Genomic DNA, 23,466 nt, shown 5'->3' with positions numbered 1-23,466 from the left:
CAAGCAATCCCACGAGGCCGCGGGCCAACTGCGCCGCCGGCCAACCGTGCTGTCAGTTCCACGCTGCCCGCACCGTGACCATCAGGAGTACTCCATATGACCACGCCAGCCGACCAGCGCCCCCTGACCATCCTGATCGCGGCGGACACCTATCCGCCGGACGTGAACGGCGCGGCACAGTTTGGATACCGGCTGGCCAAGGGCATGACTGCACGGGGACATGACGTCCATGTTCTGGCGTCCCGCGACAGCAAGGGAAAGAGCTTCACCGAGTTCCGCGAGGAAGCAACCGTGCACCGGCTGCGCTCGCACAGGGCGTTCACCCACGAGACCTTCCGCCTCTGCTTCCCCTGGGAAATCAAGAAGGACATCAGCCTGCTCTTCGAGCGGGTCAAGCCGGACGTGGTGCACATCCAGAGCCACTACATGATCGGCGAGCACGTGCTCTATGAGGCCGTGAAACGCGGCGTCAGGATCATCGCCACCAACCACTTCATGCCCGAGAACCTCAACCCCTTCCTGCCCTTCCCGCAGTGGTTCAAGGACATCATCGGGCGCGTCTCCTGGAAGGACATGGGCAAGGTCATGGGACAGGCAGACGTGGTGACCACCCCCACGCCCCTGGCCGCCCGGGCCATGCACGACCATGCCTTCCTGCGGAAAGTCCTCCCGCTGTCCAACGGCATCGACTCCGCAGCCTACGAACTCAAGCCGGGCGAACACATCGAGCCCCATGCCAACCCCACCGTCCTGTTTGCCGGACGCCTGGCGGAGGAAAAGCATGTGGACGTGCTCATCGAGGCCATCGGCAAGACCCCGCCGGAGCTGAACGTCCATCTGGAGATCGTGGGCGGCGGCGAAGTGCGCTCCGCCCTGGAGGACCTGGTGCGGCGTCTGGGGCTGGGAAACCGGGTGAAGTTCCTGGGCCTTGCCAGCGACGAGGACCTGCGTAAGGCCTACATCCGGGCGGACCTTTTCTGCATGCCCGGAACGGCGGAACTGCAGTCGCTGGTGACCCTGGAAGCGATGTCCGCCTCCACCCCGGTGGTCCTTGCGAACGCCATGGCGCTGCCGCACCTGGTGCGTGACGGCGAGAACGGGTATCTGTTCACGCCCAACGACAGTGACGACCTCGCCAAGAAGATCACCCAGGTCCTGGAGCTGCCCAAGGAAGAACAGCGCGCCATGGGCCGTGCCAGCCGCCACATGGTGGAGCCGCACAGTATCCAGACGACGCTGCAGACCTTCGAGGACCTCTACCGCGGCGCCACCTACGAGGACAAAGTGGTCTGAACCCTTTCCCGGGTTTGCTAGAGTGTTTCTGCCCTGCCGGAGCGTGGCGTTTGACCACGTGTCTGCGGGGGTTTGGGGCTATAGCTCAGCTGGTTAGAGCGCGGGACTCATAATCCTAAGGTCCTCGGTTCAAGTCCGAGTAGCCCTACCGCCAATCGACAACCGCGGCCGACGATCTTCGTTGGCCGCGGTTTTCTTGGTTAACCCCGCCTCCTGCGGTATGTTACTGACCAGTAACATACCGTGCTCCGCTCCGCGGCATGGTCAGCGCTGATCACCAAAGAAGGTACCCATGGCCAGCTCCGCAGCCGATCCCCACGAACTTCCCTACGCCGACGGGGATTTCTTTGCCTTCGAACAGCTTCTCTCCGGCAAGGAACAGGACCGCCTCGCCGAGGTCCGCGACTTCCTGGCACGTGAGGTCAGGCCCATCGCGGTGGACTGCTGGAACCGCGGTGAGTTCCCCGCGGACCTGGTGCCGAAGCTTGCCGGCCTGGACCTGGTCAGCCCCGTCCGCCGGCAGGGGTACTCCAACCTCTTCGCCGGCATGCTGCACGCCGAGGTCACCCGTGCCGACGCCTCCATCGCCACATTCCTGGGCGTGCACGACGGGCTGTTCACCGGTTCCATCGAGCTGCTGGCGTCCCAGGAGCAGAAGGACGCGTGGCTTCCCGACATCTACTCGCTGAAGAAGATCGGCGCCTTCGGCCTGACCGAGCCGCTGGGCGGCAGCGATGTTGCCGGCGGAACGCGCACCACGGCGCGGAAAGACGGAGGCAACTGGATCCTCAACGGGGCAAAACGGTGGATCGGCAACGCCACCTTTTCCGACTGGGTGGTGGTGTACGCCCGGGACGTGGCGGACAACCAGGTCAAGGGCTTCATGGTGGACACCACGCTTGACGGGTTCAGCGCGACGAAGATCGAGAACAAGATCTCCCTGCGCACCGTCCAAAACGCCGACATTGTCCTGGCGGACGTGGTGGTCCCGGAACGCTTCAAACTGGCCAACGCCAACAGTTTCCGGGACGTCAACAAAGTACTCAAGGCCACCCGCCTGTCCGTCGCCTGGCAGGCCGTGGGTCTCCAGCTGACCGCGTTCGACGTTGCCCGCCGCTATGCCGTGGAGCGCCACCAGTTCGGCCGCCCCCTGGCTTCCTTCCAGCTCATCCAGGACCAGCTGGTCCGGATCCTGGGCAACACCGTCAGTTCGACGGGGATGATGGTCCGGTTGTCACAGCTGGAGGACGAGGGCGCAGCGAGGGACGAACAGTCGGCGCTGGCCAAGGCTTTCGCCACGGCGCGCATGCGGGACAGCGTGGCGCTGGGCCGCAGCATCCTTGGCGGCAACGGAATCGTGACCGACTTCGAGATGGCCAAGATCTTCGCCGACGCCGAGGCCATCTACTCCTACGAGGGCACAGCCGAGATCAACACGCTGGTCACCGGGCGGGCCATCACGGGCATCTCGGCCATCGTCTAGCCGGCATTCCCAAGGTGCCACCCCACCGCCTGGCCGCCACCGACCCGCCGCTCCCGACCGGCCCGCCGCTCCCGACCGGCCCTCAGGCACTGTCCGGCTGGTACCGACCGGACTGCAGGTCACGGCGGGCCTGGCAGCGGAAGCAGGATGGACGGGCGAAGGTCCAGGACGAACTGCAGCGGATTGACGTAGTCCTCTCCGTCCCGGACTCCCCAGTGCAGGCACTGCGCCGCCGGGCAGTGTCCCGGCAGCACGGCCCCCACCACCTGGCCCGCAGTTACGGTGGCCCCCACTGCCAGGGTGCTCTCCACGGGTTCGAAACTGCTCCGCAGTCCACCGCCATGGTCGATGGTGATCACGGGCCGGTCCACCACGACCCCCACGAAGCTCACCGTTCCCGCCGCGGGGGACGTGACGGGAGCCCCGGCCACGGCGAAACCCAGGTCAACGCCCCGGTGGCCGCTGAGCCAGGGCTTTGGCGGGGGATTGAAACCGCGCAGCACAGGCGGGCGCGGTGCCAGCGGCCACTGCCAGGAAGGTGCTGCACCCCCCGCGGCAGCCGCCGTCGTTCTGTCCCTGTGGATGGTTGCCGCGCGGGTGGATGCCTGGAGTGTGGATGCCTGGAGTGTGGCTGCCTGGAGTGTGCCAGCGCCGGACGGCAGGGCCGGGCCGGGCGAGGCCACGGACGCAGGCAACAGCAGGAGTGCGGCCAGGAGCACCGGTAGTTTCATGGGACCAGCCTGCCCGGCCGCGCGTGGTACCGGCAGGGCATTTTCCGCCTATGTGGACAACCACCTGGCGGCGTGCGCCGGCAGCGCCGGGTGTCCGGTGGAAGGGGACGCCTGTAGTACACTTGATGGAGCAGTTTGCTGCGCCCTCAACGCTTCCCGTCCCAGTGGTTTACCCCCGCGGTACATGCCCCTGTCCGGATTGCGTCGGCACATCTCATTCAGAAGTGTGGGGGAGCGGCGGCTGACTACGCGCATCCAGCCCTCCGGCTGCCGACGCCCCGGTGTCGTGCACGGAGGACTGCGCTTCCTGCGGTCAGGCTTTGGTCCTGATGGGAAGGGCGGTGGATGCCAGGAGCACGGCCCGCCCGGGCCACGCTAATCAACCGTCAACTATTGGCAGGGTAAGAAGCCTCCGGGTTTTCTCATGAATGACCTGCCGGAAAATAAGGAGCGTCGGAATGCCCGTCGTAACCATGCGCCAGCTGCTTGACAGCGGCGTCCACTTTGGACACCAGACCCGCCGTTGGAACCCGAAGATGAAGCGCTTCATCTTCACCGAGCGCAACGGCATCTACATCATCGACCTTCAGCAGTCGCTGTCCTACATCGACCGTGCCTACGAGTTCGTCAAGGCCACTGTTGCCCACGGCGGCACCGTGCTCTTCGTCGGCACCAAGAAGCAGGCCCAGGAAGCAATTGCCGAGCAGGCCACCCGCGTGGGCCAGCCCTACGTCAACCAGCGTTGGCTCGGCGGTATGCTGACCAACTTCCAGACCGTAGCCAAGCGCATCCAGCGCATGAAGGAACTCGAAGAGATCGACTTCGACGACGTCGCCGGCTCCGCGTACACCAAGAAGGAGCTGCTGCTCCTCAAGCGCGAGCTCACCAAGCTGGAGTCCAACCTGGGCGGTATCCGCAACCTGACCAAGGCTCCGTCCCTGCTCTGGGTCGTGGACACCAAGAAGGAACACCTCGCCGTTGACGAGGCCAAGAAGCTGAACATCCCGGTTGTGGCCATCCTGGACACCAACTGCGATCCGGACGAAGTCGACTTCCCGATCCCGGGCAACGACGACGCCATCCGCTCCGTGAACCTCCTGACCCGCGTTGTCGCCGACGCTGTTGCCGAGGGCCTGATCGCCCGCAACAACCGCGGCACGGGCGCCACCGAAGCTCCGGAAGAGCCGCTGGCTGAGTGGGAGCGCGAGCTCCTCGAAGGCAGCAAGGCCGAGGAAGCTGCTGCAGCCCCCGCTGCTCCGGCTGAAGAAGCCGAAGCTCCGGCCGCCGCCGAGGCTCCCGCCGAAGACGCCAAGTAACACAACTTAAATCCGGATTTTCCGCGCTGTCCGCAGCCGGAACTGCTGACAGGATGGCAGCCCACCTTGTGGGCCGCCGTCCTGTCGGTCCGTACACCACCACACATTTTCTAGACAGAGGGGTTCACATGGCGAACTACACTGCCGCGGACATCAAGGCCCTGCGCGAGCGCACCGGCGCCGGCATGATGGACGTCAAGAAGGCTCTTGACGAAGCCAACGGTGACGCCGAGAAGGCCATCGAGATCATCCGCATCAAGGGCCTCAAGGGCGCTACCAAGCGCGAAGGCCGCTCCACCGCTGAAGGCCTCGTGGCCGCCAAGGTCAGCAATGGCGTCGGCGTCATGATCGAGGTCAACTGCGAGACCGACTTCGTTGCCAAGGCTGACAAGTTCATCCAGCTGGCCGACAAGGTCCTGGCCGTTGCCGTCGAGTCCGGCGCTGCCGACCTCGAAACCCTGCTCGCCACCGAGGTCGACGGCAAGCCGCTGTCCGAGGTCGTCATCGAAGAGGGCGCAGTCCTGGGCGAGAAGGTTGTTGTCCGCCGCATCTCCCGCATCGAGGGTGCAACGGTTGACGCTTACCTGCACAAGACCTCCAAGGACCTCCCGGCCCAGGTTGGCGTCCTGTTCGCTGTCGACGGTGAAGGCGAAGCCGCCGCCACCGCCGCCCACGACGTCGCCGTGCACATCGCCGCCATGGCTCCGAACTACCTCACCCGTGAGGACGTTCCTGCCGAGCTCGTTGAGTCCGAGCGCCGCATTGCCGAGGAGACCGCCAAGGCCGAAGGCAAGCCCGAAGCTGCCCTCACCAAGATTGTGGAAGGCCGCGTGACGGGCTTCTACAAGGGCGAGGTCCTGGTTGACCAGGCATTCGCGAAGGACGCAAAGAAGTCCGTGGCACAGATCCTCGAAGAGGCCGGTGTCAAGGGAACCGCGTTCACGCGTTTCCGCGTCGGCTCCTAGTCGATTCCGCAAGGGGGTGGCCACTTCGGTGGCCGCCCCTTTTGCATGCGCGCAGTCCACATGGAGCGCGGCCGGTTCCGACCACAGGATCCGGCAGGATACCCTTTTTTCAGAGTCATCAACGGGAAGGCATCATGGAAGCCGTCAACACTGTCATCCATTCCGAGAAGAACAAGCGGCGGGTCCTCCTGAAGCTTTCCGGCGAGGTCTTCGGCGGCGGGAAACTCGGTGTCGACCCCGAGACCGTCCGCGACGTCGCCAAGCAGATTGCGGCGGCCGTCCCGCAGGTGGAAGTGGCCATCGTGGTGGGCGGCGGTAACTTCTTCCGCGGCGCCGAACTGTCCCAGAGCGGCATGGACCGATCCCGCGCCGACTACATGGGCATGCTGGGCACGGTCATGAATTGCCTTGCACTGCAGGATTTCCTGGAGCAGGCGGGCGTGGAAACCCGCGTCCAGAGTGCCATCACCATGGGCCAGGTGGCCGAGGCCTACATTCCGCGCCGTGCCATCCGCCACATGGAGAAGGGCCGCGTGGTCATCTTCGGCGCCGGCGCCGGCCTGCCCTACTTCTCCACCGACACCGTGGCAGCCCAGCGGGCCCTGGAGGTGCATGCCGACGTGGTCCTCATGGCCAAGAGCGGGGTGGACGCCGTGTACACCGCAGACCCCAAGAAGGACCCCGCCGCGGAACGCCTGGAGACCCTGAGCTACGACGATGCGCTGCGCCGCGACATCCGCGTCATGGACCAGACGGCCATGACCATGTGCAAGGACAACAACCTCTCCATGGTGGTCTTCGGCATGGAGGGTGAAGGCAACGTCACCCGCGCCATCCTCGGCGAAAAGCTGGGCACGCTGGTCACTGCCTAGCTCCGGCTAGGATGATTCCAGGACAGTTCCGTCCCCGCCCCTCCCGGCGGGGACGGAAACGGCAACAAAGAACCACGTGAGTGCAGGGAACCGGCGCCCCGGACTGCACCAGAACCGTCAGGAGAGACCGTGATCGAAGATACCTTGCTTGAGGCCGAAGAGAAGATGGACAAGGCGGTTGAGGTAGCCAAGGAAGACTTCGCCTCCATCCGTACCGGTCGCGCCAATCCCGGCCTCTACAACAAGGTCCTGGTGGACTACTACGGCTCGCCCACCCCGCTGCAGCAGCTGGCCTCCTTCGCCATCCCGGACGCCCGGACCATCCTGATCACCCCGTTCGACAAGTCCGCCATGCGCGACATCGAACGCGCACTGAGCGATTCCGAGGTCGGCGCCAACCCGTCCAACGACGGCAACGTCATCCGGATCACCATCCCGGAGCTGACCAAGGAACGCCGCAAGGAATACGTCAAGATCGTCAAGACCAAGGGCGAAGACGCCAAGATCTCCATCCGCAACATCCGCCGCAAGGCAAAGGAGACCCTTGACCGCCTGGTGAAGGACGGCGAGGCCGGCGAAGACGAAGGCACCCGCGCCGAAAAGGAACTGGACAGCCTCACCAAGGCACACGTGGACGGCATCGACGAGCTGCTCAAGCGCAAGGAAGCAGAGCTGCTCGAAGTCTGATGGGCCAGGCAGATCAGGCCCCCGCACCCAGGGCGCGCACACGGGGGAAGCAGCCCAGGAGCAACCCGACGCCAAAGGCCGGGCGGAACCTGCCCGCCGCCGTCGTGGTGGGCCTGGCGATGCTGCTGGCCGTCCTGGGCGGCCTGCTGTTCATCCCGCTGGCTTTCGTAGCCATCGTCGCGGCCTTCGCCGTTTTTGGCGTGTGGGAGATCTACCGGGCGTTGGAGCACAACGGGACCAGGATGCCCATCGTGCCGGTCATGACCGGCACGGTGGCCTTGCCTTTCGCCGCCTACTTCGGCGGCATCGAGAGCCAACTGTTTGCCCTGCTCCTCAGCGCCGTGGCAGTCCTGCTGTGGCGGTCGATCGAAAGCGCCGCCGGATCGGCCAACAGCATTTTCGCCGGTGTCTTCACGCTGGGCTGGGTACCGTTCTTCATCAGCTTCGCGGCACTGCCGCTGCATGCGGCCGGTACCACGCCGCTGGGGCTTTGGCCCGGCGGCGCCGCCCCCATCGGTGCGTGGGAGATTGCCGTCATGCTGCTGCTGGTGGTCTCCAACGACACGTTCGGCTACCTGGTGGGCGCGTCCATCGGCAAGCACCCCATGGCGCCGAAGATCAGCCCCAAGAAATCCTGGGAGGGATTCGCAGGGTCCGCGGCGGGCGCCATGCTGATCGGCGTGCTGGCGGCCATCTTCGTGCTGGACAAGCCCTGGTGGGTAGGGGTGGTGCTGGCGGTGGGAACCGTTGCCGCGGCCACCGCCGGTGACCTTGGCGAATCCATGGTCAAGCGTGAACTGGGCGTCAAGGACATGAGCAGCATCCTGCCCGGACACGGGGGAGTCATGGACAGGCTGGACTCCATCGTCTTCGCCTCGCCCGTGGCCTTCATCCTGTACGGGCTCGTGGCCGGCGCATAACCCATCAGTCCCGGCACAACCGGGCGTCCGACATAAAAAGGGCCCGGGCGGCTGAAGCAACCCCGGCATCCTAGACTGGTGCGGAAGCACTACGGCTGAAGAGCATTGAAGGAATCGAAGTGGCATTGGACATTCATCGGCAAATCCCTGCGTCCTTTGAGCGCGTGCAGCGCAGTGAGTACGGGTACAACGCCAAGCAGGTGGACGAGTTCCTGCAGCGGGCGCGGGTCTCGCTGGAAACACCCCATGCCGCCACCGACCCCGTCAACAGCGCCGATGTCAGGGCCGTGTCCTTCGACCCCGTCAAGGGCGGCTACTCCGCGGCCGTCGTGGACGCCGCACTGGACCGGCTGGAGGACGCCTTCGCCCGCCGGGAACGGGATGAGCTCATCGCGGCCCAGGGCGAGGAAGCCTGGCTGCGCGAGATCGGAAGCCTCTCCGGCATCCTCCGGGGACGGCTGCACCGGCCGGACGGTGACCGCTTCCGCCGGCCCACCAAGAAGAAGGCCCGCAGTTACAACACGGCCGACGTCGACCGGCTGTGCCACGAACTTGTCGCCTACCTCGAACAGGACAAGCCGTTGAGCGTGGACAGCGTGCGCCGCGCAGTCTTCCGCCCGGCGGTTGGCCAGGATGGCTACGAGGAATCCCAGGTGGATGCCTTCCTGGACCGCGTCGTCGAACTGATGGCTGCCATCGACTGACGGGCCACGCCCCGCAGCCGCTATTCCCGGTCCCGCGGCGGAGTGGGGGAGAGCGGCGCAAAACGACGCCATACATCGCGATAGCCCCTGTACCCCTTCACGGCGGCCACGCCAAGGAACCCTGCACCGCATGCGGCGCCCGCCACAATGGCTGCCGCCATACCCGCTCCGGCCAGAGTCACCAGCAGGCCCGAAAGGATGGCAATCAAGGCGGCGTTCGCCGTCGCCATGAAGATCATGCTGCTGCCCGCCACATGGCTGAAGCTGCCCCTGCCCCCAAAGAAGTAGTAAGTCTGCCGGGAGCCTGCCTCGTCGTCGTGGTGCGCAGCCATCAGGTACGGTGCCACTCCCGGATCAAGGTCCACGTAGGCAGCCCGCAACCTGTTCATGGCCGTGACGTACATGAGGTCCTCGTGCGCCACGTTCATGACCCGGAGCTGGGTCAGGAGCCCGATCGCCACGTCGATGAAGAGAATAACCACGGCCAGCAGGACAAAGGCATCCGAAAACCCTGTGGCCTGCCCCACCAGCGCCACGCTGACCAGGCTTGCCGACGTAAAGGTGAGGAACATGCTGATGCGGGTCAGTACCTCGCCTTGGGCCGTGCTGCGGGATGCCAGCAGGCCCCAGTGTTCCGTGGCGAGCAGCTGCGCACGCACGGAGGCCGGAACTGCACCATGCTGGTCGGACGTACCGCCGTCCTGGGTGGACATGGCGTTATTGTCCTCCCGGCCCCCGTTCGGTGGCCAGCGGCCGCTCCGGGGTATGGAGGCGGGTCATGATCCGCGGCATCGTGGCGGGAACCCGGTGGGAGGTGGCCCGGGACACGATGACCATGACGGCGAAGGCGGCAGGCACGCTCCACGCCGCAGGCTGCGCGAGCCACGCGGGTGTCTGCACCGAACCGGTCACGGAGCCCGCAATCATTGCCCCGCCGCACAGCACCCCGCCGGTCAGCATGCCGGCGATGGCCCCGGCGTCGGTCAGGCCGCGCCACCAGATGCCCAGCAGCAGGACCGGGCACACGGTGGAGGCGGTGAAGGCGAAGACCAGGCCCACGCTGCCGGCCAGTGCCAGGGATCCCGTCATGAAGGCAAAGCCAAGGGGGACGACGGCGGACACGACGGCGGCGAGGCGGAAACCGCGGACGCTGCCGCCCAGGACGTCCTGGCTGATGACGCCGGCAAGCGACACCACCAGGCCCGACGTGGTGGACAGGAACGCGGCGAAGGCGCCCGCCACCACCAGGGCAGAGAGCAGGTCCCCGGGCATCCCGCCGACGAGTTCACCCGGCAGCCGCAGGACCATGGCGTCCGGCTGTCCGGAACGAGCCAGGCCGGGTGCGTACATGCGGGCCACCAGGCCGTAGGCCGTGGGGAAGAGGTAGAACACGGACAGCAGGCCCAGGACGATCAGGGTGGTGCGCCGCGCCGAGTGCCCGTCCGGATTGGTGTAGAAACGCACCAGCACGTGCGGCAGCCCCAGGGTGCCGAACAGCAGGGCCACCAGCAGGGACACGTTCTGGTACAGCCCGGCGGGTGCCAGGTCCGTGGGGTTGACCGCCGGCGCGGACTGCGGCTGGGCCCCGTGGCCCGCCAGCACGAAAATGATGAACAGGATGGGCACGGCCAGGGCTGTCAGCTTGAGCCAGTACTGGAACGCCTGGACAAAGGTTATGGACCGCATTCCGCCCGCCACCACCGTCAGGCAAACCACCACCACGACGGCCACGGAACCCACCCAGGACGGCAGGCCCGTGGCGATGTGGATGGTCAGGGCCGCTCCGTGGAGCTGCGGGACGATATACAGCCACCCCACCACGACCACCACCAGGCTGGTAACCCTCCGCACCGTCCTGGAAGAGAGCCGTGATTCGGTAAAGTCCGGGATGGTGTAGGCGCCCGAACGCCGCAGCGGCGCGGCGACGAAGAGCAGCAGCATCAGGTAGCCGGCGGTGTATCCCACCGGGAACCAAAGCGCGTCGGTCCCGGACAGCAGGATGAGCCCGGCCACGCCCAGGAAGCTGGCGGCGGACAGGTACTCGCCGCCGATCGCCGACGCGTTCCACCACGGCCGCACGGTGCGCGAGGCAACGTAGAAGTCCCCCGTGGTGCGTGAGATCCGCAGCCCGTAGAAACCAATAATGGCCGTGGCAAGGGACACCACCGCCACGGCTGCCATGGCGACGCCGGCATTCACCCGTACCTCACCGGGTTGTGGTGCGAACGCGTGTTCATGGTTCGCCGGCCAGGTCCCGGTAGCGGGCCTCGTTGCGCGCCGCAGTCCTGACGTACAGCCAGGCGCTCAACCCGATCACCGGGTAGATCCCAACCCCCAGCAGGAGCCAGCCGAACGGGAGGCCGCCGATCCGGGTTTCGGCCAGGCCGGGAACCACCACAAGGATCAACGGGAAAGCGGCAAGGATCAGCAGGAAGCCGCCCGCCACCACCAGGGCCAGCCGCAGCTGGGACCTGATGAGGGAGCGGACGAACACCTGACCCACCTCGGAATCCTGTGCGGCTTCACGCGATTCGAGCGAACGCCGCCCGCCCTGCGCCGGGGACCGGGGGAAAGCGTGCGGTGCGGTGACCCGGACGCGGCTCATGCGTGCGGCCTGATCCTGGTGGCCTCCAGCCTTTCCCGCACGGTGGGCAGGTGCCGCCTGCTGATGGGGAGGCCCGCGCCCGCCACCGTGACGCGCGGCCCGTCGGCCGCCAGCTTCATTGAGGACACATGCTTCAGTGCCACCAGGTAGGAGCGGTGGGTGCGGATGAAGCCGGCGTCCCCCCATTGCTGTTCAAGGTCGGCCAGCGGCACCCGGATGAGGTAGCTGGCATCGGCGGTGTGCAGCCGCGCGTAGTCCCCCTGCGCCTGGACGTAGGTGACGTCGTCGCGGCGGATCATCCTGGTGGTCCCGCCCTGGTCAACCGTGATCATCTCCGGTGCCGCGCCGCCGTCGCGCAGTTCACTGATCCGCCCCACGGAGCGGGCCAGGCGCTCGGCACGCACCGGCTTGAGCAGGTAGTCCACGGCGGCGAGTTCGAACGCCGCCAAGGCGTGCTCCTCGTCGGCGGTGACAAAGACAACGGCCGGGGGATTGCTGCTCCGGGCGATGGCGCCGGCGATGTCCAAGCCGGACACGGCGGGCATATGGATGTCCAGGAAGACGGCGTCGATGCTCCCGGCGGACAGGGCCGTGAGTGCTTCAGCGCCGGACGTCGCCCGCAGCACCTTGCCGATGCGTTCGTCCCTGCCCAGCAGGAACGCCAGTTCCTCAACGGCGGGCAGCTCATCATCAACGACGAGGACGTTAATCATTCTCCTAGGGTACTTCCAGCTGCAGGGCCCGCCTCACGCATCGTGCCCGGGCTGGGACTTTGGCACCCGCATGGTGATCAGCGTTCCCTCACCGGGCGCGGTTTCCACCACCAGTCCATGGTCGTTGCCGTACACCTGCCGGAGGCGGGCATCCACGTTCCGCAGCCCCACGTGGTCCCCGTCCGCATGCCCCGCCAGCACCGACCGGAGCTGCTCCGGGTCCATTCCCACGCCATCGTCCTCAATGGTGACTTCCGCGAATGCGCCGGCGTCCTCGGCGGTGATGCTGATATGACCGGGTCCCGCCTTGGCCTCGAGCCCGTGCCGGACGGCGTTCTCGACCAGTGGTTGGAGGCTGAGGAAGGGGATGACGGTGCTGAGCACTTCGGGGGCGATGCGCAGGCTGACCTGCACGCGCTCACCAAACCGGGCCCGTTCCAGCAGCAGGTAGCGGTCGATGCAGCGAAGCTCCTCTGCGAGGGTGGTGAAGTCGCCGTGCCGGCGGAAGGAGTAGCGGGTGAAGTCCGCGAACTCCACCACCAGCTCCCTGGCCCGTTCAGGGTCCGTATTGATGAACGATGCGATGGCGTTCAGTGAGTTGTAGATGAAGTGCGGGCTGATCTGGGCACGCAGCGCCCGCACTTCCGCCTCCATCAGCAGGGTGCGGGACGCGTCCAGTTCCGCGAGCTCCACCTGCACCGCCACCCAGTCGGCCACTTCCCCCGTCGCCCTGACCAGGCCCGCCCCGGCGGAAGGAGCGAAGGCGGCCACGGCGCCGACTATACGGGTGCCGGCCCGCACCGGGGCGATGACGCCGGCAAGGCGGCCGCCGGTTCCGTCCACGCCTGCGGAGAGGACAGCGGTCCGGCCCGACGAAAGGACCCCTGCGGCGAGTTCCATCAGGTGCGGCCGGATGTCCTCGGCGCCGCCGTCCCAGGCCAGCACGCCGGACGTGTCCGTGATAGCCAGGGCGTCGCAGCCCAGGAGGGTGCGCAGCTGGCGGCTGGCTTTGGCAGCGCCGGCCGGGTTCAGGCCGCGGCGCAGGTGCTGCCCGGCCTGGGATGCCGCGTGGAGCGTGTGGTAGGTGGCGCGCTCGGCGTCAGTGCCAAGGTCCCTGAAGGAGCGGAGCACCTTCAGGCCCACGCCGACGACGACGGCAATGGCCATGGCGATCACCGCAACGGCCGCAGCGGTGAGGAGGGGGGAGTCCGGCATGGTGCCCAGCGTAGCGGCGGGTGCCGTTTGCCGCAGCATCGCAACCGTTGAGCGACCGTGGGCGGCGAAGTTCTGGAACGGGCCGGCCGGCAGCGGCAGAGTGATTGGTGTCACATCTGCGGTGTTCCTGTGCAGTGCCTCTGCGCAGTGTCCCTGTCCGAAGCCCCAGTCCGGGGCCTTCGTCCCAGGGCCTGCCGCCCGGTGTGTACCGGCAACTCAATGAGGAGGAATCATGGGTAATGATGCCCATACTCCGGACGCAGCGGCGTCCGTGGACTTCGAGCAGGTCCAGTCGACGGGGCAGTTCCAGGAATTGCGCAGGCGTCACCGCAGCTTTGTCTTCCCCATGGCAGTGGCCTTCCTGCTGTGGTACTTCGCCTATGTCCTGCTCGCCGACTACGCGGTGGGGTTCATGTCCACCAAGGTCTGGGGCAACATCAACGTGGGCCTGATCCTGGGCCTGCTCCAGTTCATCTCGACCTTTGCCATCACCGGCTGGTACGTCCACTACTCGAACCGGAAACTGGACCCCATCGCCTCGGAAATCAGGCATGAGATCGAGGGCCACGAATTCGATAAGAATGGAAACCGAGTGGGCGGAGCCAACAAATGATCGCAATCCCAGCCGCGGTGGACGTTGCCGCCCTCAAGGAAACCACCCTTTTGAACATGGGCATCTTCGGCCTGTTCGTGGCCGTGACCATGGTGATCGTGTTCCGCGCCAGCCGCAACAACAAAACTGCCGCCGACTACTACGCTGCCGGGCGTTCGTTCACGGGCTCGCAGAACGGCACCGCCATCGCCGGCGACTACCTGTCGGCAGCATCCTTCCTGGGCATCACCGGTGCCATCGCCATCAACGGCTATGACGGCTTCATGTACTCCATCGGCTTCCTGGTGGCCTGGCTGGTGGCGCTGCTGCTGGTGGCCGAACTGCTGCGCAACACCGGCAAGTTCACCATGGCCGATGTGCTCTCCTTCCGGCTGAAGCAGCGCCCGGTGCGGATCGCGGCCGCCATCTCCACCCTGGCCGTCTGCTTCTTCTACCTGCTGGCCCAGATGGCCGGTGCGGGAAGCCTGATTTCGCTCCTGCTGGGCATCAGCGACTGGGGCGGCCAGGCCCTGGTGATCGTCGTCGTCGGCGCCCTCATGATCATGTACGTCCTGATCGGCGGCATGAAGGGCACCACCTGGGTCCAGATCATCAAAGCCATGCTGCTGATCGCAGGCGCCGCAGTCATGACCCTGTGGGTCCTGGCCATCTACGGCTTCAACCTTTCCGCCCTGCTGGGCGGCGCGGTGGAGACGGCCAACAACCCGGCCGTGCTCAACCCGGGCCTGCAGTACGGCAAGACCGAGACCTCCAAGCTGGACTTCATGTCCCTGGGCCTGGCGCTGGTCCTGGGCACGGCAGCCCTGCCGCACGTCCTGATGCGCTTCTACACGGTGCCCACGGCCAAGGAAGCGCGCAAGTCCGTGGTCTGGTCCATCTGGCTGATCGGCCTGTTCTACCTGTTCACCCTGGTGCTGGGCTACGGTGCTGCGGCCCTGGTGGGTCCGGACACCATCAAGGGCGCCCCGGGCGGCGTCAACGCTGCCGCCCCGCTGCTGGCCTTCCACCTGGGCGGGCCGCTGCTGCTCGGCTTCATCTCCGCTGTCGCCTTCGCCACCATCCTGGCGGTGGTGGCAGGCCTGACCATCACGGCTGCCGCATCCTTCGCGCATGACATCTACGCCAACGTCATCGCCAAGGGCAAGGCCGACGCGGCGACTGAAGTCCGGGTGGCCCGGCGCACCGTGGTGGTAATCGGCATCCTGGCCATCCTGGGCGGTATCTTCGCCAACGGCCAGAACGTTGCCTTCCTGGTGGCGCTGGCCTTCGCCGTCGCCGCTTCAGCCAACCTGCCCACCATCATCTACTCGCTGTTCTGGCGGAAGTTCACCACCCAGGGTGCCGTGTGGAGCATGTACGGCGGCCTGGCCGCGGCGATCCTGCTCATCGTGTTCTCCCCGGTGGTTTCCGGTGCGAAGACCTCAATGATCCCCGGGGCCAACTTCGCCCTCTTCCCGCTCAGCAACCCGGGCATTGTGTCCATTCCGCTGGCCTTCTTCCTGGGCTGGCTGGGCACCACCCTGGACAAGAGGACGGAAGACCCCGCGAAGCAGGCGGAAATGGAAGTCCGCTCGCTCACGGGCATCGGAGCCGAAAAGGCCGTGGACCACTGACAGCCGGACCACTGACTAGCTGGCCACTGGTGGATATGCCGGCAGCGTCGGCATGACAGCGAAGAGCCTCCAGCCGCATACCGTGAACTGCTCCCCGGAAGTTGGACTGAGAAATTCAGTTCCGACTTCCGGGGAGCAGTTTTATGCATGCACGTAGTTCGTTGTCTGAGGTTCAGCGTGAGGCCGCTGTAGCGTGGTTTGAGAAGGGCATCGCGGATAGTGCGGCGGCGACGTTGCTAGGGGTGTCCCGCCCGCCGATAAGGGTTCTCTATCGGCGGTGGAAGATCCATGGTCGAGGAGCGCTGGTGGCCAAGCCGACGAAACAGGTGTACTCGTTCGAATTCAAGCTCGCGCTGGTTGAACGGTTTATCGCCGGTGAGACTGCCCCGGATCTCGCGGCGGAGGTGGGTTTGTCCTCGCCCACGCTACTGAAGACGTGGGCCCGGGCGTATCGCCGCGAGGGCCCGGACGCATTACGTCCCAAGTCCAAGGGCAGGCCTAAGGCACCTGATGCCCCGCAGCCGGCCGAGGTATCGGAACTGGAGCGGTTACGGCGGGAGAACGAACGGTTGCGGGCGGAAGTGGCTTACCTGGGAAAATTGCGGGCCTTGAGGGCGCAGGAACGACGGTGAAGGTCCAAGCCCTCATCGCTCTCAAGGCTGACTTCCCGCTTCCGGTCCTGCTGCAGGCAGCATCTCTTGCCAGATCGACGTTCTTCTATCATCAGGCACGCATCCAAGGCCCTGATCCGCAGGAGTTCATCAAGGCCGCTGTCAGGGAAATTTTCGAGAAGAACCATGGCCGGTACGGGCACCGGCGGGTCCACACCGAGATGGTCAAGCAAGGGTGGACGGTCGCGAAAAAGACCGTTCTGAAGCTCATGCGGTCCCTGAATCTGGTGTGCAAGGTCCGGCGGAAGAAGCGTTATAACTCCTACCAGGGCGGGCAGGGCCGGGTTGCTCCGAACGTGTTGAACCGGGAGTTCGAGGCTGATGCCCCGAACCGGAAGTGGGTAACGGATGTGACGGAGTTCAGCGTCGGCGACCGTAAGCTCTACCTTTCGCCGGTTATGGATCTTTTCGACCGGCAGATCATCTCCTACTCGATCAGCCCGTCTCCGAATCTGGAGCTCACCAATAATTCGCTGCGCCAGGCCCTTGCCTGCCTTGAGGATAACCAGCAGCCACTCGTGCATTCGGACCAGGGCTTCCAGTACCAGCACGTCTCGTGGCGAAAACTCTTACAGGAAGCCGGCGCGAGCCAGTCGATGTCACGCAAGGGCAACTGCTACGACAACGCCGTGATGGAAAACTTCTTCGGCCACCTTAAGGAAGAGCTCTTCCACCACGTGCGATACCTCAGCACCGACGCCTTGGCAGGGGCACTGCACGAATACATCCGCTGGTACAACACCGAAAGAATCTCGACAAAGCTCAAGGGCCTGAGCCCGGTGCAATACCGGACCCAGACCCTCGCGGCTTAGGCTCTTATTTAGTCAGTCCAACTTCCGGGGAGCAGTTCACCGCGGCCTGGAGGCTCTTTGCGTTTGCCGCCCCCCGCGCGGTTCACCGGAAGGGGGGATTCAGTGCTGGTGGTGGCCGCCCGGCGCCGGGTTCCCGTGCCCGCCGTGCGGGACGGCGTACTGGCCGGCCGTCGAGGCGGCGAGACCCGGCGTCGCAATCCCTGCCACCAGGACGGCGCCGGCGAAAGCTCCCAGCAACAGCCGGCCCGGCCGCCCTCCGGCCCCTGCGGCCGGAACCCGCGGTTCGCGGTGCTGCCGTTCGCGCTGGAGCCGCCCGAGCGACGCGAGGATCATCAGCGTGAGCAGCAACGCCGAAAGGTGGGTCAGGCTGAGGCCCGAGGCCGGGCCGGCAACGGGAGGTGATGCCATCGCGGCCAGGTGGACGGCGGCTGCACCGGCCAGCACATACCGCGACTTCCGGCCGCCCGGCAGCCGGTCCCTTGCCAGGAACACCACGGCAGCGGCGAGCAGCATCAGCCCCCAGGCCCCGGCCGCGACACCTGCGGCAACCGCTGGGGTGGCCGCAGGTCCCGCTGCTGCCGAAAAGATACTGGACGAAATGGCGAGGTTGACCGATCCCGCACCAAAGCCCGCAAACCCGGTGACGAGTCGAACAGCACTGCCCGCCTGCAGGCCTGGCTGGTCCGGCGCCATCGGCCGGACCGGTACCGGGACCGCCACGGCTAAGCCCTTGCGGTGGCCGGGGACTTGTCCAGCGACAGGCCCACGCCGAGGAGGAGTACGGCGCTGGCGAGGTGCAGGACGTTGTCGGCGCCGTTCAGGGCGATGATGTTCAGCGGCGAGTTGAGCAGGAACAGACCCACGATGCCCACCAGGAGGTAGACGGCGCCTACCGTGGCGTTCACGGTTCGGGCGGTGGCCGTTCCGCGAAGCCCGGCGAAGAGCAGCGCGGCGCCGATGGCCAGGTGGATGACGTTGTGCAGCGGATTGACTTCGAAGATGATGAGGTTCGCGCCTTCGGTGGCGGCGAAACCGACGCCGGACGTGACAGCGAAGCCCAGGAGGCCCACCAGCAGGTAGACGGCTCCGAAAACGGTGGCGACGAGGCGGTTGGGTGAGTTGCGCATGGCCGGTTCCTTCCGATAGGGCGGGCAGCAGTTCCCGCCCGATAAACAGGCCCCTGGTCGGGACCCTCGGAAGCGATTCGGATCATGGCCGCGAATGGATGGGTAAAAAGATCAGTACCCTTTCCACTTTCCCGATCTGTGCCCCGCTGCCCGGGGCGCCAGCCGTCCGGCTAGGCTGCCGGCCGCAGTTTGATGTTGGTCATCAGCAGCCGGTCCGTGCCTTCGAAGCGGTAGGCGAGGTCCACCTTCTTGCCGGTGCAGCTGATCTGGCCCACTACCTCGGCCGACTTCATCCCGTTGTCGGTGGCCACCTTGAGCTCGTTGTAGGCGGGCTGGCAGGAACTGTCCATCTCCAGGCTCTTCACCCCTGAGATGAAGGCCTCCTTGGAAAGCTGCTTCTGCAGGGCCGGGTCAAGGTATTCGTCATAGGCGCGGGAGGTGTCGCCGGCGATGACTTTCCTGGTGAAGCCGTCCGCCAGGCCCCTGGCCTGGTTGGTGGCGCTTCCCACGACGTTCACCAGGATGACGACGCCGAGGATCACCAAGAGCAGCACCCCGCCGATGCTGCCAAGGATGATCCACAGCTTCCGCCGGCTCCGCTGCCGGGGCGGTTCCCCCGGGAGGCCGAACGGGGCGGGCTGCTCCGGCAGTGCTGGAAACTGCTGTGGCGTGTAGCCCGCCCGGCCCTGCCGGTACGGATCCTGGGGACTGCTCAAAAGGGAAGCCTCTCGTCTGACAGGCGCTGTGGCGCCGGCGAACTGGCCCGGGCCTCTCCCGGCCCGGCATATGACGGAAACCAGCCTATAACCCTGCCCGCCGCCGTCGTGCGTGCAGCGCCGCGCGGAAGGTCCGGTGCCTGCGCTATGCGCCCTCCGAGCCGCGGTCCAGCAGGGGCTGCACCCGGAAGGGGATCAACTCACCCATCGCCAGGGCGGTGTCAGCCCGCTCCACGCCATCACAGGCCAGGATCTTGCCGTTGATACGGAAGAGATCCTCTGCGTCCCTGGCCACCACGCGCAGCAGCAGGTCCGCTGATCCTGTCAGCCCGTAACCTTCCAGCACCTCGGGGATGGCGGCAATGTCCTCCGCCAGCTGCCCGAGCCTCTGCTGTTGCACGTGGACGGAGATGAAAGCCATGAGCGGATACCCCAGGGCCACGGGATTGATGCGCCGTTCAAAGGACAGGAAGACGTGCTTCTTTTCCAGCTGGGCCATGCGCGCCTGGACGGTATTGCGGGACAGACCCAGCTTCTGCGCGAGGGCCACCACGGTGCGGCGGGGATCCTGCGCGAGTGCCGACAACAGGCGGGTGTCAGTGCCATCCAAAGCTCGCATAATGCGCAACGCTAGCACGGTGCCAGCTCTCCAGACAGGGCATCCTGCTCAATAAGCGCCGCAGTGGTTGTACCCGTTGGGCATTGTGAGTAGGGTCACAGTATCTGGGGCAATGACGCCCGGAAGGCCGGTGGCGGCAGGGCCAAAAGTCCGCAAACCACGGGTCAACGACGTACGAAGGTTGCGGCAATCGTGTCTACAGACGAAACGGGCCCTGGCGGCGCAAAAACCCCCGAAAGCACGAAAACCCCCGGCGAAGCCGGACCGGATCTCCTCCAGCTGATCACCCCGTCAGGTGAGCGCATCAGCCACCCGGAGTTTGATTTCTGGGTCCGGGACATTACCGACGATCAGTTGTGCTCCCTCTTCGAGGACATGACCGTCATCCGCCGGATCGATGTGGAGGCCACGGCCCTGCAGCGGCAGGGTGAACTGGCCCTGTGGCCCCCGCTCCTGGGCCAGGAGGCAGCCCAGATAGGGTCCGGAAGGGCGTTGCGGGCGGACGACTTCGTGTTCTCCAGCTACCGCGAGAACGGAGTGGCGTACTGCCGCGGTGTTGACCTGACCGACCTCCTCCGGGTGTGGCGGGGGAACGCCTCCGGCGGCTGGGACCCGTACAGCATCAACATGGCAACGCCGCAGATCATCATCGGCGCCCAGACCCTGCACGCCACGGGCTACGCTATGGGGATCCAGAATGACGGCGCCGACGCCGTGGCCGTTACCTACTTCGGGGACGGTGCCACCAGTGAGGGCGACCTGAACGAGGCCATGGTGTTCGCCGCCAGCTTCCAGGCCCCGGTGGTGTTTTTCTGCACCAACAACCACTGGGCCATCTCCGAGCCCGTACGGCTGCAGACCCACATCCAGCTCGCGGACCGGGCCACGGGTTTCGGCATCCCAAGCCTGCGGGTGGACGGAAACGATGTCCTGGCGGTCATGGCTGCCACCCGGCTGGCACTGGACCGGGCCCGTCGCGGCGGCGGTCCCACCTTCATCGAGGCCGTCAGCTACCGCATGGGCCCGCACACCACCGCCGACGATCCCACCCGCTACCGGGACGCCAATGAACTGGAGGACTGGGCCGCCAAGGACCCCATCTCCCGGCTGGCCGGCCTCCTGGACCGGAAGGGAATCCTGACCGCGGAGCTGCAGCAGCAGGTCAAGGACAAAGCCGATGCCGTTGCATCGGAGATGCGCCGAGGATGCACCACCATGCCGGACCCCCAGCCCATGGACATCTTCAAGCACGTCTACAGCACGCCCAATTCCTGGCTGGAACGCCAGCAGGAGCATTACGCCCGTTACCTGGCGTCCTTCGGTGACCCCGACGGAGCCGTTTCCAAGGAAGGTGCACGCTGATGACCCAGTTGACCTTTGCCCGTGCCATCAATGCAGGGCTGCGCAAGTCGCTGGAAAACGACTCCAAGGTGGTCCTCCTCGGCGAGGACATCGGCGCCTTGGGCGGCGTCTTCCGGGTGACGGACGGCCTGCAAAAAGACTTCGGCAAGCACCGGGTGGTGGACACCCCGCTCGCGGAGTCCGCCATCGTGGGCACCGCCGTAGGCCTGGCCTACCGCGGCTACCGGCCCGTGGTGGAGATCCAGTTCGACGGCTTCATCTACCCGGCGTTCGACCAAATCGTCAGCCAGGTGGCAAAACTCCACTACCGCACCCGCGGGGCGGTCAGGATGCCCATCACCATCAGGGTGCCGTTCGGCGGCGGCATCGGCTCGCCGGAACACCACTCCGAATCCCCGGAAGCCTACTTCACCCACACCTCAGGGCTTCGGGTGGTGACCGTGGCCAACCCGCAGGACGCATACACCGTGATCCAGCAGGCCATCGCCTGCGACGACCCCGTGCTGTACTTCGAACCCAAGCGCCGCTACCACGACAAAGGCGAAGTTGACGAGTCCGTGGACCCGAGTTCCGCCCTGCCCATGGACAAGGCACGCGTGCTGACCGACGGCAGCGACGTCACGTTGGTGGCCTACGGGCCCCTGGTCAAGACAGCCCTGGATGCCGCCTCCGCCGCGGCGGACGAAGGCATCTCCATTGAAGTCATCGACCTGCGCTCGCTGGCGCCCGTGGACTATGAGCCCGTGGTGGCGTCCGTGCGGAAGACCGGGCGCCTGGTGGTGACGCACGAGGCCGCACAATCCGGCGGGCTGGGCGCGGAAGTGGCGGCCAGCATTACGGAGCGCTGCTTCTACCATCTGGAGGCCGCTCCGGTGAGGGTGACCGGGTTCGACATTCCCTACCCGTACTCCAAGCTGGAAATGCACCACCTGCCGGGCCTGGACCGCATCCTCGATGGCGTGGACCGCGCCCTGGGCCGCCCCAATTCCCTGAGCGGGCTGGAAGGATGAGCGCCACCATGATCAAGGAATTCCGGCTCCCCGACCTGGGTGAAGGACTCACGGAGTCCGAAATCCTCAGCTGGAAAGTGGCCGTTGGCGACACCGTCAGCCTGAACCAGGTCATCGCCGAAGTGGAAACCGCCAAGGCCGTGGTGGAGCTCCCGTCGCCGTTTGCCGGCGTCATCAAGGAACTCCACGAACAGCCGGGTTCCGTGGTGGAGGTGGGCAAGCCGATTGTCTCCTTCGAGGTGCCGGACGACGCCGGTGCGTCACCTGCGCAGGCGCCCGGCGCCTTTTCGCCGGGGATGGGGGAGGCCCCCGCGGAAGCTCCAAGCGCAGCGGAGACGCCGAAACGGGAACCCAACCTGGTGGGGTACGGCGCCGTCGTCGAAGGTTCCGGCCGGCCAACGCGGCGGCCGCGGAACTTCGCCCCGGTGGAGGCTTCCGGGAACCTGGCGCCGGTGGTTGAGCCCGCCCGGCCTGCCGATGTCCAGGTTGCCGATGTCCAGGTTGGCCATGTCCAGCCTGCCGAGCGACCCCGGTCCACGCCTCCCGTCCGCAAACTGGCCAAAGACCTGGGAGTTGACCTCGCGCAGGTGCACGGCACAGGTCCCGGCGGGCTGATCACGCGGGAGGACGTCCAGGACTTTGCAGGGCACGAGGGCGAGCCTGCTGCGCCGCCGGCCGGACCCGTGCCGGTAGCCGGTGGAACCCGGCCGGGGGAGCGGGAGACCCGGACTCCCATCAAGGGCGTGCGCAAGTTCACCGCGGCGGCGATGGTGCAGAGCGCCTTCACCGCTCCGCACGCCACCGAATTCCTCACCGTGGATGTCACGCCCAGCCTTGAGTTGCTGGCGAAACTCAAGAACAGCAGGGAGTTCTCCGGAACCAGGCTCACCCCGTTGACGCTCGCTGCCAAGGCCGTCCTGGTGGCCGTGCGGCGGAACCCGGCGCTGAATTCCCGCTGGGACCAGGACAACCAGGAGATCGTCACCTTCAACTACGTGAACCTGGGCATTGCCGCCGCCACACCCCGCGGACTGATGGTCCCCAACATCAAGGACGCCGACGCCATGGCGCTCCCGCAGCTTGCCCAGGCGCTGACAGCGCTCGCGGAAACCGCCAGGGCTGGCAAGACCCAGCCCGCTGACCTGTCCGGCGGTACCATCTCCATTACCAACATCGGCGTATTTGGCATCGACGCGGGTACCCCCATCCTCAACCCGGGGGAGGCGGCGATCCTGGGCCTGGGTGCGGTGCGGACCATGCCGTGGGAGTACAAGGGCGAGGTGGCACTGCGGCAGGTGCTCACGCTGAGCCTGTCCTTTGACCACCGCCTGGTGGACGGCGAACAGGGGTCCCGGTTCCTGGCCGACGTCGGAGCGATCCTTGCCGAGCCGGGAATGGTCCTCACGATGGTCTGACCGG

At 66.3% G+C, this 23,466-nt stretch carries 25 protein-coding genes and 1 tRNA gene; 16 read left to right on the top strand and 10 right to left on the bottom strand.

Going from position 1 to position 23,466, the window contains the following annotated elements; genetic code table 11:
* Window positions 1-96 precede the first annotated feature (96 nt).
* The 3 genes from AC6JAM_RS01690 to AC6JAM_RS01680 all read left to right on the top strand — a co-directional run bounded on the left by AC6JAM_RS01690 (window position 97) and on the right by AC6JAM_RS01680 (window position 2,776).
* Window positions 97-1,293 carry a glycosyltransferase gene (locus AC6JAM_RS01690; RefSeq protein WP_268002860.1) on the top strand — a complete coding sequence of 399 codons (1,197 nt, stop codon included), beginning with the start codon at window positions 97-99 and terminating at the stop codon, window positions 1,291-1,293.
* Window positions 1,294-1,367: 74 nt separating this feature from the next.
* Window positions 1,368-1,441: transfer RNA gene (locus tag AC6JAM_RS01685), tRNA-Ile, on the top strand.
* A gap of 144 nt (window positions 1,442-1,585) precedes the next feature.
* Window positions 1,586-2,776, top strand: coding sequence for an acyl-CoA dehydrogenase family protein (locus tag AC6JAM_RS01680; RefSeq protein ID WP_497933860.1), 1,191 nt, complete (start codon window positions 1,586-1,588; stop codon window positions 2,774-2,776).
* Window positions 2,777-2,895: 119 nt separating this feature from the next.
* Here AC6JAM_RS01680 and AC6JAM_RS01675 read toward each other — a convergent pair whose 3' ends face one another.
* Window positions 2,896-3,507 (bottom strand): M23 family metallopeptidase, encoded by a 612-nt coding sequence (locus AC6JAM_RS01675; protein ID WP_497933859.1) that lies wholly within the window; start codon window positions 3,505-3,507, stop codon window positions 2,896-2,898.
* Between the two features lie 458 nt (window positions 3,508-3,965).
* On the opposite strand from AC6JAM_RS01675, the gene rpsB reads away from it, so the two are divergent.
* From rpsB to AC6JAM_RS01645, 6 genes are all read left to right on the top strand, one after another.
* Window positions 3,966-4,823 (top strand): 30S ribosomal protein S2, encoded by an 858-nt coding sequence (rpsB, locus tag AC6JAM_RS01670; RefSeq protein ID WP_018771651.1) that lies wholly within the window; start codon window positions 3,966-3,968, stop codon window positions 4,821-4,823.
* 128 nt (window positions 4,824-4,951) lie between these two features.
* A complete protein-coding gene (gene tsf / locus AC6JAM_RS01665) occupies window positions 4,952-5,788 on the top strand; it encodes a translation elongation factor Ts (protein WP_018771652.1) in 837 nt (278 codons plus the stop codon).
* A gap of 134 nt (window positions 5,789-5,922) precedes the next feature.
* Window positions 5,923-6,660, top strand: a complete 738-nt coding sequence (gene pyrH / locus AC6JAM_RS01660; RefSeq protein ID WP_497933857.1) for a UMP kinase — start codon at window positions 5,923-5,925, stop codon at window positions 6,658-6,660.
* Between the two features lie 129 nt (window positions 6,661-6,789).
* Window positions 6,790-7,347 (top strand): ribosome recycling factor, encoded by a 558-nt coding sequence (gene frr, locus AC6JAM_RS01655; protein ID WP_018771654.1) that lies wholly within the window; start codon window positions 6,790-6,792, stop codon window positions 7,345-7,347.
* Complete coding sequence (locus AC6JAM_RS01650) at window positions 7,347-8,267, top strand: phosphatidate cytidylyltransferase (protein ID WP_018771655.1); 921 nt, start codon at window positions 7,347-7,349, stop codon at window positions 8,265-8,267. Before frr ends, AC6JAM_RS01650 begins: the two co-directional genes overlap by 1 nt.
* Before the next feature lie 119 nt (window positions 8,268-8,386).
* Window positions 8,387-8,971, top strand: coding sequence for a DivIVA domain-containing protein (locus AC6JAM_RS01645; protein ID WP_018771656.1), 585 nt, complete (start codon window positions 8,387-8,389; stop codon window positions 8,969-8,971).
* A 20-nt stretch (window positions 8,972-8,991) separates the two neighbouring features.
* On the opposite strand, the gene AC6JAM_RS01640 is transcribed toward AC6JAM_RS01645, so the two are convergent.
* Genes AC6JAM_RS01640 through AC6JAM_RS01620 form a run of 5 tightly spaced genes read right to left on the bottom strand, consistent with a single transcriptional unit; the run spans window position 8,992 to window position 13,504 of the window.
* Window positions 8,992-9,684: a hypothetical protein gene (locus AC6JAM_RS01640; protein ID WP_224084398.1), complete on the bottom strand. Its 693-nt coding sequence runs from the start codon at window positions 9,682-9,684 to the stop codon at window positions 8,992-8,994.
* Window positions 9,685-9,688: 4 nt separating this feature from the next.
* A complete protein-coding gene (locus AC6JAM_RS01635; protein ID WP_377204789.1) occupies window positions 9,689-11,152 on the bottom strand; it encodes a sodium/solute symporter in 1,464 nt (487 codons plus the stop codon).
* A 52-nt stretch (window positions 11,153-11,204) separates the two neighbouring features.
* Entirely contained in the window at window positions 11,205-11,576 is a 372-nt protein-coding gene (locus tag AC6JAM_RS01630) for a DUF485 domain-containing protein (protein WP_018771659.1), read from the bottom strand.
* The gene (locus AC6JAM_RS01625; protein WP_497933856.1) at window positions 11,573-12,289 is read right to left on the bottom strand and encodes a LytR/AlgR family response regulator transcription factor; all 717 of its coding nucleotides are present in this window, start codon (window positions 12,287-12,289) and stop codon (window positions 11,573-11,575) included. The genes AC6JAM_RS01630 and AC6JAM_RS01625 overlap by 4 nt, the downstream gene beginning before the upstream one ends.
* A gap of 33 nt (window positions 12,290-12,322) precedes the next feature.
* Window positions 12,323-13,504, bottom strand: coding sequence for a sensor histidine kinase (locus tag AC6JAM_RS01620; protein ID WP_026266130.1), 1,182 nt, complete (start codon window positions 13,502-13,504; stop codon window positions 12,323-12,325).
* A 232-nt stretch (window positions 13,505-13,736) separates the two neighbouring features.
* Here AC6JAM_RS01620 and AC6JAM_RS01615 point away from each other — a divergent pair, with 232 nt between their 5' ends.
* The 4 genes from AC6JAM_RS01615 to AC6JAM_RS01600 all read left to right on the top strand — a co-directional run bounded on the left by AC6JAM_RS01615 (window position 13,737) and on the right by AC6JAM_RS01600 (window position 17,213).
* Entirely contained in the window at window positions 13,737-14,117 is a 381-nt protein-coding gene (locus AC6JAM_RS01615) for a DUF485 domain-containing protein (protein ID WP_056389964.1), read from the top strand.
* A complete protein-coding gene (locus AC6JAM_RS01610; RefSeq protein WP_018771663.1) occupies window positions 14,114-15,730 on the top strand; it encodes a monocarboxylic acid transporter in 1,617 nt (538 codons plus the stop codon). Before AC6JAM_RS01615 ends, AC6JAM_RS01610 begins: the two co-directional genes overlap by 4 nt.
* 305 nt (window positions 15,731-16,035) lie before the next feature.
* Entirely contained in the window at window positions 16,036-16,362 is a 327-nt protein-coding gene (locus AC6JAM_RS01605; protein WP_018772270.1) for a helix-turn-helix domain-containing protein, read from the top strand.
* Window positions 16,359-17,213 (top strand): IS3 family transposase, encoded by an 855-nt coding sequence (locus AC6JAM_RS01600; RefSeq protein ID WP_018772269.1) that lies wholly within the window; start codon window positions 16,359-16,361, stop codon window positions 17,211-17,213. Before AC6JAM_RS01605 ends, AC6JAM_RS01600 begins: the two co-directional genes overlap by 4 nt.
* Window positions 17,214-17,312: 99 nt before the next feature.
* Here AC6JAM_RS01600 and AC6JAM_RS01595 read toward each other — a convergent pair whose 3' ends face one another.
* From AC6JAM_RS01595 to AC6JAM_RS01580, 4 genes are all read right to left on the bottom strand, one after another.
* Window positions 17,313-17,933, bottom strand: a complete 621-nt coding sequence (locus AC6JAM_RS01595; RefSeq protein WP_497933853.1) for a hypothetical protein — start codon at window positions 17,931-17,933, stop codon at window positions 17,313-17,315.
* Between the two features lie 2 nt (window positions 17,934-17,935).
* The gene (locus AC6JAM_RS01590) at window positions 17,936-18,340 is read right to left on the bottom strand and encodes a DUF4383 domain-containing protein (RefSeq protein ID WP_056389952.1); all 405 of its coding nucleotides are present in this window, start codon (window positions 18,338-18,340) and stop codon (window positions 17,936-17,938) included.
* A gap of 170 nt (window positions 18,341-18,510) precedes the next feature.
* A complete protein-coding gene (locus AC6JAM_RS01585; RefSeq protein ID WP_497933852.1) occupies window positions 18,511-19,056 on the bottom strand; it encodes a hypothetical protein in 546 nt (181 codons plus the stop codon).
* A 145-nt stretch (window positions 19,057-19,201) separates the two neighbouring features.
* Window positions 19,202-19,675, bottom strand: a complete 474-nt coding sequence (locus tag AC6JAM_RS01580) for an Lrp/AsnC family transcriptional regulator (protein ID WP_142073819.1) — start codon at window positions 19,673-19,675, stop codon at window positions 19,202-19,204.
* A 192-nt stretch (window positions 19,676-19,867) separates the two neighbouring features.
* On the opposite strand from AC6JAM_RS01580, the gene pdhA reads away from it, so the two are divergent.
* The 3 genes from pdhA to AC6JAM_RS01565 are packed head-to-tail and all read left to right on the top strand — an operon-like array spanning window position 19,868 to window position 23,462.
* On the top strand, window positions 19,868-21,037 hold the full coding sequence (gene pdhA, locus AC6JAM_RS01575) for a pyruvate dehydrogenase (acetyl-transferring) E1 component subunit alpha (RefSeq protein ID WP_056389949.1): 1,170 nt from the start codon (window positions 19,868-19,870) through the stop codon (window positions 21,035-21,037).
* Entirely contained in the window at window positions 21,037-22,047 is a 1,011-nt protein-coding gene (locus AC6JAM_RS01570) for an alpha-ketoacid dehydrogenase subunit beta (protein ID WP_018771669.1), read from the top strand. The genes pdhA and AC6JAM_RS01570 overlap by 1 nt, the downstream gene beginning before the upstream one ends.
* Window positions 22,044-23,462, top strand: a complete 1,419-nt coding sequence (locus AC6JAM_RS01565) for a dihydrolipoamide acetyltransferase family protein (protein WP_497933849.1) — start codon at window positions 22,044-22,046, stop codon at window positions 23,460-23,462. The genes AC6JAM_RS01570 and AC6JAM_RS01565 overlap by 4 nt, the downstream gene beginning before the upstream one ends.
* Window positions 23,463-23,466: the final 4 nt, after the last annotated feature.

It is taken from the genome of Arthrobacter sp. GmRoot5-12 (assembly GCF_059739365.1).
The sequence above is the reverse complement of the archived record's forward strand: the minus strand, read 5'-3'. Positions and strand labels throughout refer to the sequence as shown.

Coding starts and splice junctions, on each gene's coding strand:
- AC6JAM_RS01590 (WP_056389952.1), bottom strand. CDS start 18,340: ATGCGCAACTCACCCAACCGCCTCGTCGCCACCGTTTTCGGAGCCGTC.
- AC6JAM_RS01675 (WP_497933859.1), bottom strand. CDS start 3,507: ATGAAACTACCGGTGCTCCTGGCCGCACTCCTGCTGTTGCCTGCGTCC.
- AC6JAM_RS01640 (WP_224084398.1), bottom strand. CDS start 9,684: ATGTCCACCCAGGACGGCGGTACGTCCGACCAGCATGGTGCAGTTCCG.
- AC6JAM_RS01565 (WP_497933849.1), top strand. CDS start 22,044: ATGAGCGCCACCATGATCAAGGAATTCCGGCTCCCCGACCTGGGTGAA.
- AC6JAM_RS01620 (WP_026266130.1), bottom strand. CDS start 13,504: ATGCCGGACTCCCCCCTCCTCACCGCTGCGGCCGTTGCGGTGATCGCC.
- AC6JAM_RS01630 (WP_018771659.1), bottom strand. CDS start 11,576: ATGAGCCGCGTCCGGGTCACCGCACCGCACGCTTTCCCCCGGTCCCCG.
- AC6JAM_RS01690 (WP_268002860.1), top strand. CDS start 97: ATGACCACGCCAGCCGACCAGCGCCCCCTGACCATCCTGATCGCGGCG.
- AC6JAM_RS01580 (WP_142073819.1), bottom strand. CDS start 19,675: ATGCGAGCTTTGGATGGCACTGACACCCGCCTGTTGTCGGCACTCGCG.
- pyrH (WP_497933857.1), top strand. CDS start 5,923: ATGGAAGCCGTCAACACTGTCATCCATTCCGAGAAGAACAAGCGGCGG.
- AC6JAM_RS01650 (WP_018771655.1), top strand. CDS start 7,347: ATGGGCCAGGCAGATCAGGCCCCCGCACCCAGGGCGCGCACACGGGGG.
- rpsB (WP_018771651.1), top strand. CDS start 3,966: ATGCCCGTCGTAACCATGCGCCAGCTGCTTGACAGCGGCGTCCACTTT.
- tsf (WP_018771652.1), top strand. CDS start 4,952: ATGGCGAACTACACTGCCGCGGACATCAAGGCCCTGCGCGAGCGCACC.
- AC6JAM_RS01625 (WP_497933856.1), bottom strand. CDS start 12,289: ATGATTAACGTCCTCGTCGTTGATGATGAGCTGCCCGCCGTTGAGGAA.
- AC6JAM_RS01615 (WP_056389964.1), top strand. CDS start 13,737: ATGGGTAATGATGCCCATACTCCGGACGCAGCGGCGTCCGTGGACTTC.
- AC6JAM_RS01570 (WP_018771669.1), top strand. CDS start 21,037: ATGACCCAGTTGACCTTTGCCCGTGCCATCAATGCAGGGCTGCGCAAG.
- AC6JAM_RS01635 (WP_377204789.1), bottom strand. CDS start 11,152: ATGGCAGCCGTGGCGGTGGTGTCCCTTGCCACGGCCATTATTGGTTTC.
- AC6JAM_RS01610 (WP_018771663.1), top strand. CDS start 14,114: ATGATCGCAATCCCAGCCGCGGTGGACGTTGCCGCCCTCAAGGAAACC.
- AC6JAM_RS01680 (WP_497933860.1), top strand. CDS start 1,586: ATGGCCAGCTCCGCAGCCGATCCCCACGAACTTCCCTACGCCGACGGG.